The following is a 14,756-nucleotide window of genomic DNA, read 5'->3' as shown; positions in this document are numbered from 1 at the left end:
TGTCTTTGTGGAGTGAAAAATGAATTATTTTCCGATTTTTGCCGATCTAAATCATCGCCCTGTGTTGGTGATTGGTGGCGGTTCAGTGGCGACACGCAAAGTGTCTTTATTACTTAAAGCCAACGCTGAAATTCGCCTAGTTGCCCCCAAATTATCCGCTAAATTAAATGAGTTGGTGGCGCAAGGCAAAGTGATTTGGCTGGCTAAAACCTTTAATGCGGAACAAGTGCGGTCAGTTTTTTTAATTATTTGTGCCACCAATGATAGCGAGTTTAATCAACGGGTTTACCATATTGCTCAGCAACAACATAAATTGATTAATACCGTTGATGACCAGCCCCATTGTAATTTTATTTTTCCGTCCATTATTGATCGCAATCCCATTCAAATTGCGATTTCCAGTGGCGGAACAGCCCCTGTATTAGCCCGTTTATTACGCGAAAAATTAGAGGCGTTATTGCCACAGCATCTCGGCACAATGGCAACCATTGCAGGACGTTGGCGAGATAAAATTAAACAAAAAATCAAAGGCTTAACCGCAAGAAGACGTTTTTGGGAGCAATTATTTAATGGCAAGTTTGCCCAGTTAGTAACCAATCAACAATTAGCCCAAGCGGAGCAGGAACTGGCACAACAGCTTGAACAAGATTATCAAGGCGGTTTTGTGTCTTTGGTGGGGGCAGGTCCTGGCGATGCTGGGTTATTAACCTTAAAAGGCTTGCAGGAAATTCAGCAAGCGGACGTGGTGCTATACGATGCCTTAGTATCCAAAGAAGTATTGGAGTTAGTTAGACGTGATGCGGATTTGGTATTTGTGGGCAAGCGAGGCAAAGGCGAGCAAACCAGCCAGCAGAAAATTAACCAATTATTGGTGCAATATGCTCAACAAGGAAAACGTGTGGTACGGCTAAAAGGTGGCGATCCCTTTGTGTTTGGGCGTGGTGGCGAAGAATTAGAGGCATTAAAAGCAGAAAATATTCCTTTTGCCGTTGTGCCGGGCATTACCGCTGGCATTGGGGCAACCGCTTATGCAGGTATCCCATTAACTCACCGAGATTATGCACAAAGTGCGATTTTCGTAACAGGACACCGCAAAGATCAGGCAGAACAACTAGAATGGCAAAGCCTTGCTCGTTCGCAACAAACCCTGGTGATTTATATGGGGACAATTAAAGCCAAAGACATTGCCGACAAATTAATCCAATTTGGACGAGCCGCCACCACCCCAGTGGCGATAATTAGCCAAGGTACTCAACTTAGTCAGCAAACCTTAATTGGCGAGTTACAACAGTTAGCGGAACTCAGTGAGCAAGTGCCAACCCCTGCTTTAATTGTGATTGGCGAAGTCGTGCAGTTACATCAGCAACTGGCTTGGTTTGGCGAGCAAAAACAGGCGCAAAAAGCACCGCACTTTACCATTGATAATTTACGCATTAGTCAAGTGGCATAGGGGGCGAGCAATGAGTTTAATTAAACCAAAATTATGGCAAATTCCTACGCCAAATAATGAGGTGGTGGCGAGTTTAGCGGATAAGGTACAAACCCTAACTGAACGGCTACAACAGATTGCTCAACAACATCAACAAGCCCGTTTTGCCAGTAGTTTAGCGGTGGAAGATATGTTGATTACCGATATTATTGCGAAACAACATCTTCCCATTCAGGTGTTTACCCTAGATACAGGTTTATTACATTCCGAAACCTTGGATTTGTTACAACAAATTGCCCAAATTTATCCGCACTTGGATTTTCAAGTTTTTCAGCCACAAGCGGATAAAGCAGAGCAATTTGTGCAAGAATTTGGCAAACACGCCTACTATGAAAGCGTGGCGTTACGCAAACAATGTTGTTATATCCGCAAAATTGAACCCCTTAACCGCGCCTTAGAGGGAGCGGACGCTTGGCTAACAGGGCAACGGCGTGAACAATCGGTAACCCGTACTGAATTACCCTTTGCCGAACAAGATGAGGCTCGTGCAATGGCGAAATATAATCCGATTTTTGATTGGTCAGAACAGCAAGTGTGGGCATATATTTTGCATTATCAAGTGCCTTATAACCAGTTGTATTTACAAGGCTTTCCTAGCATTGGCTGCGATCCTTGCACCCGCCCAGTAAAAGAGGGCGAGGACATTCGTGCTGGTCGCTGGTGGTGGGAAAATAAGGATAGTAAGGAATGTGGGTTGCATAAATAGGAAGAGTGTTTCGCACTTTGTGCGACCTACTTTCTTTACTCGTGTAAAGAAAGTAGGCAAAGAAACACGCCCCCTAGAAAAAGCCTAATCCTTGCTTTCGGCAACAACGATATACGAATAATTTTGGAACTCGCTACGCTCAAACAGCCAAAATTATTCTATCGTTGTAAGCCTTAGCAAGGGGCTTTTTAAGGGGGGAGTAAAAAATAAATAAAACTAAGAGAAAAGGGAATAAAGCTCCCTTTCCCCTTAAAAACCGCTGAACAAGGCTTAGAACCATAGACTTATTTCTGTTGTCCGAAGCCTTGCAAAGCAAGGCAAGTTCAGAAATAAGTCGTAATGGTTCTTGCCGAAGTGAAGATTAAGGTTTTTCTAGGGGGGCATTTCTTTGCTTACTTTCTTTGTGCAAGCAAAGAAAGTAAGTCGCCAACGGCGAAATCCGTTAGCAAATACAAAGAAAGGAATGTAAATCGCCAATAGCGAAACTATCAATAAATATAGAAAAATAATTTAAAAATTAACCGCACTTTTTAAGGAGTGATAACAATGACAACACAACCACAACTCAACAACGGACACCTTGATTGGCTAGAGGCTGAGTCCATTTATATTATCCGTGAAGTGGTGGCAGAATGTGAAAACCCCGCTTTATTATTTTCTGGCGGTAAAGATTCTGTCGTTTTATTGGCGTTAGCTCGCAAAGCCTTTCAGCTTGGCAATCGCCCTGTACAATTACCCTTTCCCCTTGTGCATATTGACACAGGGCATAACTATCCTGAAGTTATCGCCTTTCGTGATCAAGTGGTGGCAGAGTTAGGGGCAAAATTGGTGGTAGGCTCGGTAGAGCAATCCATTGCTAACGGCACAGTGGTGCTACGCAAAGAAACGGACTCACGCAACGCTGCTCAAGCGGTAACCCTATTGGAAACCATTGCGGAACAAGGCTTTGATGCCTTAATGGGCGGGGCAAGACGTGATGAAGAAAAAGCCCGAGCCAAAGAGCGAATTTTCTCTTTTCGTGATGAATTTGGGCAATGGGATCCGAAAGCACAACGTCCTGAATTATGGGAACTTTACAATGCCAAATTGCATAAAGGCGAAAATATGCGTGTTTTCCCTATTTCTAACTGGACGGAATTGGATATTTGGCAATATATCGCCAGAGAAAATCTTGCCTTGCCTTCCATTTATTATGCTCACCAACGTGAAGTGGTACGCCGTAAAGGCTTGTTAGTGCCTGTAACGCCATTAACACCGAAAGCACCGCAAGAAACCAGCGAGGTATTATCGGTGCGTTTTCGTACTGTGGGCGATATTAGTTGTACCTGCCCTGTGGCAAGTGAGGCGAGTACGCCATTTGACATTATTCGTGAAACTGCATTAACGGATATTTCCGAACGCAGTGCCACCCGTTTAGATGACCAAGCCAGTGCAGCGGCGATGGAACAACGCAAAAAACAAGGTTACTTTTAAGGAGCAGAGCGATGACAACCTTTACTACCCCATTACGTTTTATTACCGCAGGCAGTGTTGATGATGGCAAAAGTACCCTGATTGGTCGCCTGTTATACGATAGCAAAGCCCTATTAAACGATCAGCTTAGCTTATTAACTCAATCACAACAAAATAATCAGCAAGCCATTGATTTTTCTTTATTAACCGATGGTTTAGAAGCAGAGCGTGAACAAGGCATTACCATTGACGTTGCCTATCGTTATTTTTCTACCGCAACCCGTAAATTTATTATTGCCGACACACCGGGACACGAACAATATACTCGCAATATGGTAACAGGGGCATCTACCGCCTCAGCCGCTGTGGTGTTGCTTGATGCCTCACAAATTGATTTTAGTCAGCAACCCCTTGCATTATTACCACAAACCAAACGCCATTCTGCTATTTTGCGTGAATTAAATTGTCCGCATATTGTGGTTGCCATTAATAAAATGGATTTATTGGGCTATGACCAACAAAAATTTGAGGCAATTTGTCAGGCTTATCAACAACTTGCCCAACAATTAGCCATTCCTCAGGTGCATTTTATTCCGGTTTCTGCCTTATTGGGCGACAACATTGTGCATAAAAGTAGCCAAATGCCTTGGTATCAAGGCGAGCCATTATTGAGCTTATTAGAAAATTTGCCAACGGTGGATAACCAATATCAACAACAGGATTTTTATTTCCCTGTGCAATTTGTGATTCGCCAAGATGCGGATAAACAAGATGATTTTCGTGGTTATCAAGGGCGAATTGAGGCTGGGCAAATCAAAGTGGGGCAACAGGTACGCATTGAGCCGTCAGGTTTGCAATCCACCGTAGCAGAAATTATCACGCCAAAGGGCGAAGTTGAGCAGGCTCAAAGTGGGCAAGTGGTTACCTTGCGTTTAACCGATGATATTGATATTTCTCGTGGCGATGTGTTAGTGGCATTGGATTCGCCATTGCAACCTACTAAAAATCTGGTGGCAACCCTATGTTGGTTTGATCAACGTCCGTTAAATACCGCTCGCAAATATTTGCTTAAACATAGCACCCAAACCCTATTTGCTAAGGTGCGTCAAGTGAATAATGTGCTTAATGTGCAAACCCTGACCCAAGAAACAGGGGCAACGAGCTTACAAATGAATGATTTAGGCGAAGTGGAATTGAGTTTGCAAAAACCGATTTTGGCGACACCTTATGAGCAAAATCAAGCCATTGGTGCCTTTATTTTAATTGATGAAGCCACTTATCATACGGTGGCAGCAGGTATGATTCGTGTGGTGGAGGCATAATCAATGAGCAAAATTGACCTACCCTTTCAGCCAGAACAACTGCAATTATTACAGCAATGTTTACAACAGAGCGATGCTCGCCAATTAGCTTGGCTTTCAGGTTATTGTTGGGCATTATCCGCTCAACAGGCTAATGCAACGCAGGATATTGCACAAAATTTATCGCCAAATCAGACCGCACTTCAAGCCGAACCCTTAAAGGTTACGGTATTATCTGCCTCACAAACAGGCAATGCCAAAGGGGTGGCAGATCAATTAGCCCAAGCCTTACAAGCGGTGGGGATTGAGGTGCAACGTAAAAATGCAGGCGATTATAAAGCCAAGCAAATTGCCGATGAAACCTTGTTATTATTAGTGAGTTCCACCCAAGGGGACGGCGAACCACCAGAGGAAGCGGTAAGCCTTTATAAATATTTATTTGGCAAAAAAGCCCCTCAACTCGCCCAACTGAGTTTTGCGGTATTAGGCTTGGGCGATTCCTCTTATCCTGATTTTTGCCAAGCAGGCAAGGATTTTGACCAACGTTTAGCGGATTTAGGGGCGACACGTTTACTTGAACGTGTAGATTGTGATTTAGATTTTAATGAACAAGCGGAACAATGGATTGCCCAAGTGGTTACCCTTTGTCAGCAAAAACAGGGACAAACCCAACAATTACAAGCGGTGAATGTGGGCAATGAAACGGTCGCCACCGCTCAAGTTAGCCCTTATAACAAACAAAATCCTTTTACCGCCACCTTATCGGTTAATCAAAAAATTACCAGTCGCCAAGCGGAAAAAGACGTGCGTCATTTGGAGATTGATCTCGCCGGCTCAGGCTTGCAATATCAAGCAGGCGATGCCTTGGGGGTATGGTTTGAAAACGATCCAAATTTGGTGGCAGAAGTGTTGCAAGCGGTACAGCTCAATGGCGATGAGCAAGTCAGTATTAACAATGCCCCTGTTACCTTGCGACAAGCCTTAATTAGTCAGCTTGAATTGACCCAAAATACAACGGTTTTTGTGAAAAAATATGCGGAATTAAGTCAGCATAATGCGTTACAAGACTTAGTGGCAGATCCGCAAAAATTGAATGATTATGTACAACAAACCCCGTTAATTGGCGTATTACAGCATTATCCAACGGCATTAACGGGCGAGCAATTAGTCAGTTTATTGCGTCCGCTAACACCAAGACTGTATTCCATTGCCTCGGCACAAGCGGAAGTGGGCGAAGAAGTGCATTTAACCGTTGGCGTTGTGCGTTATCAATATGATGATAAAGCCAGAACAGGCGGCGCATCAGGCTATTTAGCGGATCGTGTTGAAGAAGATGGCGAAGTGAAAGTCTTTATTGAGCCTAATGCCCATTTCCGTTTACCGCAAGATAACAGCAAGCCTATTATTATGATTGGTTCAGGCACAGGTATCGCCCCTTTTAGAGCCTTTATTCAGCAACGTATCGCCGAAGAGGCAGAGGGACAAAACTGGTTGATTTTTGGTAACCAGCGTTCTACCGATGATTTCCTTTATCAATTAGAGTGGCAAGAGGCGGCTAAACAAGGCTATTTGCATAAATACAGCTTTGCTTGGTCAAGAGAGCAACAAGAAAAGGTCTATGTTCAACATAAAATTTTGCAAGAAGCCACCGCACTTTGGCAATGGCTACAACAAGGGGCGTATATTTATGTCTGTGGTGATGCCTCAAAAATGGCAAAAGACGTGGAAAATGCCTTAATTCAAGCGGTAGCTCAAGCAGGGGCAATGAGCCTTGAACAAGCTGAAGACTATATTGAACAACTACGAGAAGATAAACGTTATCAGAGGGATGTGTATTGATCTGAGGACGGAAGACAGAGGACTGAAGACAGAGTTATTTTTATATATTTAACTGATGGGTGTTTTAACTCTTTATTCTGTTCTCTGTTATTTATCTTCTGAAAGTTGCTAACAATAAAACTGTTGGCAAAAAAACAAAAATAAATAAAAAACGACCGCACTTTTAGCAACATTGAGCATAGAACAACAAACTTGGAGTGAAAATATGACCGACAAAACAACCGAATGGAAAAACAAACCTCTCGCCGATAATGAACGGCTTAAAGATCAAAGTGATTACTTACACGGCACCATTGCTCAAGATCTCAATGAACAACTTACAGGCGGATTTAGCAAAGATAACTTCCAATTAATCCGCTTTCACGGTATGTATGAACAAGATGATCGGGATATTCGTGCTGAACGCATTGAGCAAAAACTTGAACCTAATAAAAATGTAATGTTGCGTTGTCGTTTACCTGGGGGAATTATTTCGCCGCAACAATGGTTAGGTATCGATCAATTTGCTAGTGAACAAACCACTTATGGCAGTATTCGCTTAACCAATCGCCAAACGTTCCAATATCACGGTGTACTAAAACGTAATATTAAAGCAATGCACCAATGGTTGCATCAACTTGGGCTAGATTCCATTGCCACCGCAGGCGATGTGAACCGTAATGTGCTTTGTACTTCTAACCCCGTAGAAAGCCAACTGCATAAAGAAGCCTATGAATGGGCGAAAAAAATCTCTGAACATTTGTTGCCTCGTACTACCGCTTATGCAGATATTTGGCTTGATGGCGAGAAAGTGTTTACCACAGAAACCACGAAGCCTTTATTAAAAGAATCCAGCGATAAAATTGAACCAGTGCTAGGCAAAACCTATTTACCTCGTAAGTTTAAAACCACCGTAGTCATTCCGCCACACAACGATGTGGATTTACACGCAAACGACCTAAACTTTGTTGCCATTGGCGAACAGGGCAAGTTAGTGGGTTTTAACGTGTTAATCGGTGGTGGTTTATCAATGGAACACGGCAACCACAAAACCTATCCCAATACTGCTTTAGAGCTAGGCTTCATTGGGCTAGACAACGTATTGGCTTGTGCTGAAGCAGTGGTAACTACCCAACGAGATTGGGGCAACCGTAGTGATCGGAAAAACGCAAAATTACGCTATACCATTCAACGTGTGGGCTTAGATCGGGTGAAACAAGAAGTTGAACAGCGTATGGGCGTTGTTTTTGAGCCAATTCGTCCTTATCAATTTACCGAACGAGGCGATCGTATTGGTTGGATTAAGGGCGAAGACAATAAATGGCATTTAACCCTATTTATTGAAAATGGGCGTTTGCTTGACTATCCTGATCGCCCATTAAAAACTGGTATGCGAGAAATCGCTAAGGTACATAAGGGGGATTTCCGCCTAACCGCTAATCAAAATTTGATTGTGGCTGGGGTAAGTAGCCGTGATAAAGTTAAAATTGAACGTATTGCTCGAGAATATAAATTAATTGACGACCGAATTAGCCCTCAACGTGAACATAGTATGGCTTGCGTTTCACTGCCTACTTGCCCATTAGCAATGGCAGAAGCTGAACGCTTTTTACCTGAATTTATTGATCGGATTGATGAGTTAATGGCAAAGCATCAAGTTAGCCAAGAACATATTGTATTGCGAGTAACAGGCTGCCCAAATGGTTGCGGACGAGCAATGCTTGCTGAAGTGGGATTAGTGGGAAAAGCGGTAGGACGCTACAATCTTCATCTCGGCGGCAACCGAGCAGGCACACGCATTCCTCGTTTATTCAAGGAAAACATTACCGAACCTGAAATCCTCGCCATTTTAGACCAACTTATCGGCAACTGGGCAACCCAACGCCAAGCTGATGAAGGTTTCGGCGATTTTGTTATCCGCACAGGCATCGTTAAACCTGTTATCAACGCCCCTGTTGATTTTTGGGATGTGAGTAAGGTGGCTTAAAAAGTAAATGAGTTTAGTTATAAGGCGAGTTGTTCGCCTTTTTTATAGGTGTAATGGACAAAATGGTTGCTAATAATAACTTTCTCAAATTATTAGCAACTATTTTTTCCACTTGAAAAGCATAATGGGCAGATCAGTAACTATTTACATCATTAAATACCACAAACTCACTTCTCATTCCGTAAAAAGTAACCTTGTGGTATGGGTTGATTATTTGAATTTATTTGCATAATCACTGGTATTTATCCATGCGTGATCTTTTTCCCAGCTAAATTGCCATTTGCGGACAGGGCCTGCCATTACATTGAGGTAATAATTATTGTAACCCGCAATGGTAGCAACGGGGTGGTAGCCTTTGGGAACTTGTACCACATCGCCGTCATATACAGCCATACATTCATCTAGGCTACGATCGTCAGTATAAACTCGTTGTAATGCAAAACCTTGGCTTGGTTCAAAGCGGTGATAATAGGTTTCTTCTAAATAGGTTTCCTGTGTGCTGTGTTTATCATCGTGTTTATGGCTAGGAAAGGAACTTGTATTACCCTCATCAGTAAACACTTCAACCACTAATAAGCTATCAGCAGGTTCGGTTTCTGGCAGAATATTATGCACTAAGCGTTTGTTGTTGCCATATCCTCGTTGTTCAACGCCTACTTGTTGTGGGGAAATTAAACGAGCAGGGTAATTTCCTTGGCTTGGGGCACGACAAACTGCTAATTCTAAGGGGGTTATTGCAATAATTTCCACTTGCTGATGAGGTGGAATATAAACAGAATAAGGCGGAATTCGTTCAAAAGGGGATAAGCGTTTACCTATTTGGCTAAAAGTTTGTTGGGCTGTCTTAATAGTCGCTTGCCCAGCCACTAATACAAAACAGACTTCGGTATTCTCGCTGTTATAGCTTAGTTGTTGCCCTGCTGATAAATGATAGACTTCAAAGCCAACATATTCCCAATTTGCACTGTTTGGTGTTACGCATTGGACTTGTCCATTGGGAGCAGGATTATTTTTTTGTGATTTCGCTAATAATTTGCTCATGATATACCTCGCTATTGATAAATTCTGTCTAAAATCATACCGCACTTGATAAATTTTGCGATGAGATTTTGTCAAAACTGTAATCTATATCACAAAAATGAAATAAAAATTTCATATTTGGGGGTTTTGAATTGAAATTTTTATTTAATTAGCATAATCTAATTATATATTCATTGAGAGTGTGTATTGTCGTTTGATTTGAAATAAGACAGGTATGCCAGAGCAGTATTATTTCAATGTGAAACGGCTATAAGTGTGGTGAGTGGATTCGTTTTTTCCTAATTTGCTTTGATCATTAAAGGAGTTCAGTAATGGAAACAGTATTAAATTTTATTAATGGTAAACAAGTTCCGAGTCGTGGTACAACAGCGTGGCCGATTTATAATCCAGCTACGGGGCAGCAAATTCGTCAAGTGATTATGAGTAGTGCTGAAGATGTTAATGAAGCGATTGATGTGGCGCAAGCGGCTTTTCCTGCTTGGGCTGAAACTTCGCCGTTACGCCGTGCGAGAGTGATGTTTAAGTTTAAAGAATTATTGTTGCGTGATTTTGATAAGTTAGCTCGTGTTATTACTGAGGAGCATGGCAAGGTATATTCTGATTCTATTGGTGAGCTACAACGTGGATTAGAGGTGGTAGAGTTTGCTTGCGGTATTCCGCATCTATTAAAAGGTGAATTTTCTGAACAGGCAGGGCGTGGCATTGATATTCATTCGGCTATGCAACCTTTAGGCGTAACAGTAGGTATTACCCCTTTTAATTTCCCAGCTATGGTGCCAATGTGGATGTTCCCAATTTCTTTAGCTTGTGGTAACACCTTTATTCTCAAACCTGCCAAAGCCGATCCATCGTTATCTATTTATTTAGCAGAATTATTAAAAGAAGCAGGTTTGCCAGATGGGGTATTCAATGTTGTACATGGCGATCGTCACGATAATGAAATTTTAATGCGCGATCCTCGTGTACAAGCCATTAGTTTTGTGGGGTCAACGCCAGCGGCGGCTTATGTGCATAAAGTGGGCGGTGAGTTTGGTAAACGTGTGCAAGCCCTAGGAGCGGCAAAAAACCACGCTATTATTATGCCTGATGTAGATATTGAGACAACCGCTGATGCGTTATTAGGTGCTGCTTTTGGGGCAGCAGGCGAACGTTGTATGGCATTGCCATTAGCGGTAACCATTGATGATGATACCGCTGATAAATTAGTTAAAGCGTTGAAACCAAAAGTTGAGGCTTTACGTTATGGGCCGGGGATTGCAAAAGATGGCGAAAAAGAAATGGATTTTGGGCCATTAATTACCCAACAACATTTGAATAATGTAACAGGTTATATTGATAAAGGCGTGGTTGAAGGGGCAACATTAGTGGTTGATGGACGAGGTAAAAAACCAGCAGGTTATGAGCAAGGGTTCTTTATTGGCGGCACTTTATTTGATCATGTGAAACCTGATATGGTGATTTATCAGGAAGAGATTTTTGGACCAGTGCTAGGTATTGTGCGAGCGAAAAGTTTTGATGAAGCTTTACAACTGATTAATCAACACCCTTATGGTAATGGGGCAGCGATTTTCACTGCTAATGGTGCAGCAGCCAGAGAGTTTACTTATAAAGTACAGGCAGGTATGGTGGGGGTTAATGTGCCTATTCCTGTGCCAATGGCGTTCCATTGTTTTGGTGGATGGAAACATTCTGCCTATGGACAATTAAATGCCTATGGACCAGATGGTGTACGTTTTTATACCAAAATGAAAACAGTAACGACTCGTTGGCCTGACTATCGTGAAGGCAATGAGGGGGCGGCATTTAGTATGCCGACATTATAAATCATCAAAAGAAAGGAATGGAATAACCATTCCTTTTTTATTATAGAGGCAATAAATGATGAACAAGTTACGAATAGGTTTAATTGGCACAGGTTATATAGGGCGTTGTCATGCCATTGCTTATGCTCAAGCCCCAACAGTGTTTCCATTGCAAGCACAATTAGAATTAACCCATTTAGCGGAAATTAATTTGGATTTAGCGCGGCAACGAGCGGCTGAATTTGGTTTTAAACGATTTAGTGCTGATTGGCGAGAAGTAGTTAATGATCCAGAAGTGGATATTATTGATATTTGTACCCCGAATTTTTTACATAAAGAAATTGCTTTGGCAGCGATTGCTCAGGGGAAACATATTTATTGTGAAAAACCTTTGGCGTTGAATGCGGAAGATAGTGCTTTAATGTATCAAGCCGCCCATAATGCTGGGGTAAAAACCTTAGTAGGTTTTAATTATATTAAAAATCCAACCACTCAGCTTGCCAGACAAATTATTCAAAATGGTGAAATTGGCGAAGTGGTGCATTTTTATGGAACACATAATGAAGATTATTTGGCAGATCCGCATAGTCCTTTAGATTGGCATTGTTTAAAACAAAAAGCGGGGTTAGGTGCTTTGGGGGATTTAGGGGCACATATTGTCCAAATGGCACAATTTTTAGTGGGGAGTGATATTCAAAAGGTTATTGGCGATATGCAGACAGTGATCAAAACTCGCCCTGACCCAAATGATTTAACCCAACATTTGGCAGTAGAAAATGAAGATCAGGCAAGTGCCTTGTTACGTTTTGCTAACGGTTGTATGGGAACGATTGAAACCTCTCGCATTGCTTGTGGGCGTAAAATGGGGTTGAGTTATGTGATTACAGGAACCAAAGGCACAATCAGTTATACACAAGAACGTATGGCAGAATTAAAACTTTATTTACATCATGATGATCCCAGTCGGCAAGGGTTTAAAACCATTTTAACTGGACCTTTACACCCCGATTACCGCCATTTTTGTGTGAGTGCAGGACATGGCATCGGTTTTAATGATCAAAAAGCGGTTGAAATTCGTGATCTAATTAATGGTATCGCCAATGATCAACCGCTATATCCTGATTTTTTAGAGGGATATAAAGTGGCTTTAGTGCTTGATGCCATTGCTTTATCTTGTAAACAAAAACGTTGGATTGAGGTAGATACTATTTGCAGCCGTTCCCCTTAAAAACATTAACGTTCTTCTTTCAATAGCCCCAATAATGGCGTGGTATCAGGCATAACGCCACGCCAAAGAGCAAAAGCGTGTGCCGCTTGTCCGATTAACATTCCTAAGCCATCGCTTAATTGCCCCACGCCGAGCTGTTTGCCTCGTTGGATAAAGGGGGTATCCTGTTGTTTGGCGTATTGCATATCATAAAGTGCGGTGGCATTTTTCAAAATTTCTTCATCAATATCCACGACTTGCCCTTGTAAGCCAAGAGATGTTGCGTTAATAATTAAATCAAAATGTTGCAATGGAATATGGGCAAGGTCATAAGCCTTAATTTGACCATAATGGGCAAATTTTTCCGCTAATTGTTGGGCTTTTTCAAGGGTACGATTAGCAATGCTAATATGTTGTTGGGCTTGTAGTAGCGGTAATAGTACGCCTTTACTCGCTCCGCCAGCACCGAGAATAAGAATTTTTTGTTGAGGTTTCAGCCAATTTAAGCGTTGTAAATCGGAAACTAAGCCTGCTCCATCGGTATTATCCGCATATAATTGCCCATTATCTAAACGTTTTAGGGTGTTACAAGCCTCAGCGGTTAAACAACGTTCGCTATGGCTATGGGCAAGGGCAAAGGCTCGTTCTTTAAAAGGGGCAGTAATATTGCAACCTTTGCCCCCTTGGGCAAAAAAGTCTTGTAATTGCTGTTCAAATTGGTCTAAATCGCCTAATTGAGCAGAGTAAGACAGAGTTTGTCCTGTTTGTTGGGCAAAAAATTGGTGAATTTGTGGGGATTTGCTTTGGGCGATAGGATTGCCCCAGACGGCATAGTGATCCATAGTGTTTTCCTTATCCATTTCTAATAATTTGATCGGTAAAAATATCACGAATTTGTGAGGGATTTTGTGCTTGCCCTACGGGTTGATTATAAACAGGAAAATTTAAACCAAATTGTAACCGTACTTCTTCTGCAGTTTTACAAGGGGGCAAGCCAGAAAGATTGGCACTGGTAGAGGTTAAGGCAAAATGGGTGTGGCGACAAAGCTCAACGACCGCAGGGTGGCGGCAGAGGCGAATGGCAATGCTATCAAATTGCCCAGTGAGCCAACAAGGGGTATCGCTGTTGCTTGGCACAACCCAAGTGGTGGGCTGTGATGAAAGTGCGGTCAGTTTTTGCCAATGTTTTTCGCTAAGTGCAGACTGATCGATAAAAGGGAGTAGTAATTCAAGCGTTGGAGCAATGAGGATCAAGCCCTTTTCTTTTGGGCGTTGTTTTAATGTGAGTAATTTCTGCACAGCAACTTCACTATAAGGGTTACAGCCTAAACCAAATACTGCTTCGGTAGGATAGGCGATAATGTCATTTTGTTGGAGGTAAGAAACCAGTTGTTCAATCTTCATTTGTGGTGAAAGTATGTTTACATTGTTTATTGGCACATTGATAAACAGTTGTTTTTTTCTCAATGCTTAAAGGGTAATGGCATTGTGGGCAAGCCAACTGAATGGGCTTGCTTGGCAAGGTAAATTTACATTTGGGATAGCGATCGCAAGCATAAAAGGTTTTACCTTGCCGTCCACGCCGAGCCACTAGATGCCCTTGCCGACATTCAGGGCAGTCAATTTGCTTTTGCGGTGTTTCATTGGGATTATCTTGCACAATAAAATGGCAGGCAGGGTAATTACTACAACCAATAAACATACCAAAATGCCCTTGTTTAAGCACTAAATGATGACCACAATCAGGACATTGTTCATCAAGATGTTTAAGAATTTTGTTTTCTGGCGAATGGTGTAGCGGTTGTAGATAATCGCACTGAGGGTAAGCACTACAACCTAGAAATAAGCCTTTTTTCCCCTGTTTTATTTGCAATGTTGCACCGCATTGTGGGCAGAGATTGGTTTGTTTGGTCGGCGTAAAAAGCTGATTTGCCATATTGATTTGTTGTTATG

The 14,756-nt window shown here is 42.1% G+C and carries 12 protein-coding genes; 8 read left to right on the top strand and 4 right to left on the bottom strand.

The genetic code is table 11. The features are described from left to right. Positions 1-19 precede the first annotated feature (19 nt). From cysG to cysI, 6 genes are all read left to right on the top strand, one after another. A complete protein-coding gene (gene cysG / locus A6A20_RS06130) occupies positions 20-1,450 on the top strand; it encodes a siroheme synthase CysG (RefSeq protein WP_279572612.1) in 1,431 nt (476 codons plus the stop codon). A 10-nt stretch (positions 1,451-1,460) separates the two neighbouring features. Next, entirely contained in the window at positions 1,461-2,195 is a 735-nt protein-coding gene (locus tag A6A20_RS06125) for a phosphoadenylyl-sulfate reductase (RefSeq protein ID WP_279572611.1), read from the top strand. A gap of 546 nt (positions 2,196-2,741) precedes the next feature. Then, positions 2,742-3,668 carry a sulfate adenylyltransferase subunit CysD gene (cysD, locus tag A6A20_RS06120; protein ID WP_279572610.1) on the top strand — a complete coding sequence of 309 codons (927 nt, stop codon included), beginning with the start codon at positions 2,742-2,744 and terminating at the stop codon, positions 3,666-3,668. 11 nt (positions 3,669-3,679) lie between these two features. Then, positions 3,680-4,969, top strand: a complete 1,290-nt coding sequence (locus A6A20_RS06115; RefSeq protein WP_279572609.1) for a sulfate adenylyltransferase subunit 1 — start codon at positions 3,680-3,682, stop codon at positions 4,967-4,969. 3 nt (positions 4,970-4,972) lie between these two features. After that, a complete protein-coding gene (gene cysJ / locus A6A20_RS06110) occupies positions 4,973-6,787 on the top strand; it encodes an NADPH-dependent assimilatory sulfite reductase flavoprotein subunit (RefSeq protein ID WP_279572608.1) in 1,815 nt (604 codons plus the stop codon). A gap of 205 nt (positions 6,788-6,992) precedes the next feature. Continuing rightward, positions 6,993-8,753 (top strand): assimilatory sulfite reductase (NADPH) hemoprotein subunit, encoded by a 1,761-nt coding sequence (gene cysI, locus A6A20_RS06105; protein WP_279572607.1) that lies wholly within the window; start codon positions 6,993-6,995, stop codon positions 8,751-8,753. 210 nt (positions 8,754-8,963) lie between these two features. Here the strand turns inward: cysI and iolB are convergent, their stop codons facing one another. After that, entirely contained in the window at positions 8,964-9,794 is an 831-nt protein-coding gene (gene iolB / locus A6A20_RS06100) for a 5-deoxy-glucuronate isomerase (protein ID WP_279572606.1), read from the bottom strand. A 311-nt stretch (positions 9,795-10,105) separates the two neighbouring features. Here iolB and A6A20_RS06095 point away from each other — a divergent pair, with 311 nt between their 5' ends. Together A6A20_RS06095 and A6A20_RS06090 are read left to right on the top strand one after the other, a co-directional pair. Continuing rightward, positions 10,106-11,617, top strand: coding sequence for a CoA-acylating methylmalonate-semialdehyde dehydrogenase (locus A6A20_RS06095; protein ID WP_279572605.1), 1,512 nt, complete (start codon positions 10,106-10,108; stop codon positions 11,615-11,617). 58 nt (positions 11,618-11,675) lie between these two features. Continuing rightward, positions 11,676-12,824, top strand: coding sequence for a Gfo/Idh/MocA family protein (locus A6A20_RS06090; RefSeq protein ID WP_279573753.1), 1,149 nt, complete (start codon positions 11,676-11,678; stop codon positions 12,822-12,824). Between the two features lie 5 nt (positions 12,825-12,829). On the opposite strand, the gene aroE is transcribed toward A6A20_RS06090, so the two are convergent. Genes aroE through A6A20_RS06075 form a run of 3 tightly spaced genes read right to left on the bottom strand, consistent with a single transcriptional unit; the run spans position 12,830 to position 14,739 of the window. Beyond that, positions 12,830-13,645, bottom strand: a complete 816-nt coding sequence (aroE, locus tag A6A20_RS06085) for a shikimate dehydrogenase (RefSeq protein WP_279572604.1) — start codon at positions 13,643-13,645, stop codon at positions 12,830-12,832. 10 nt (positions 13,646-13,655) lie between these two features. After that, the gene (gene tsaC, locus A6A20_RS06080; RefSeq protein ID WP_279572603.1) at positions 13,656-14,207 is read right to left on the bottom strand and encodes an L-threonylcarbamoyladenylate synthase type 1 TsaC; all 552 of its coding nucleotides are present in this window, start codon (positions 14,205-14,207) and stop codon (positions 13,656-13,658) included. Continuing rightward, complete coding sequence (locus tag A6A20_RS06075; RefSeq protein WP_279572602.1) at positions 14,197-14,739, bottom strand: DNA topoisomerase family protein; 543 nt, start codon at positions 14,737-14,739, stop codon at positions 14,197-14,199. Before A6A20_RS06075 ends, tsaC begins: the two co-directional genes overlap by 11 nt. Between the last annotated feature and the right edge of the window lie 17 nt (positions 14,740-14,756).

This window comes from Volucribacter amazonae, from assembly GCF_029783845.1.
GTDB classification, from domain to species: Bacteria; Pseudomonadota; Gammaproteobacteria; order Enterobacterales; family Pasteurellaceae; genus Volucribacter; species Volucribacter amazonae.
Note: the sequence above shows the minus strand (reverse complement) of the source record. Positions and strands in the feature narration are given on the sequence as shown.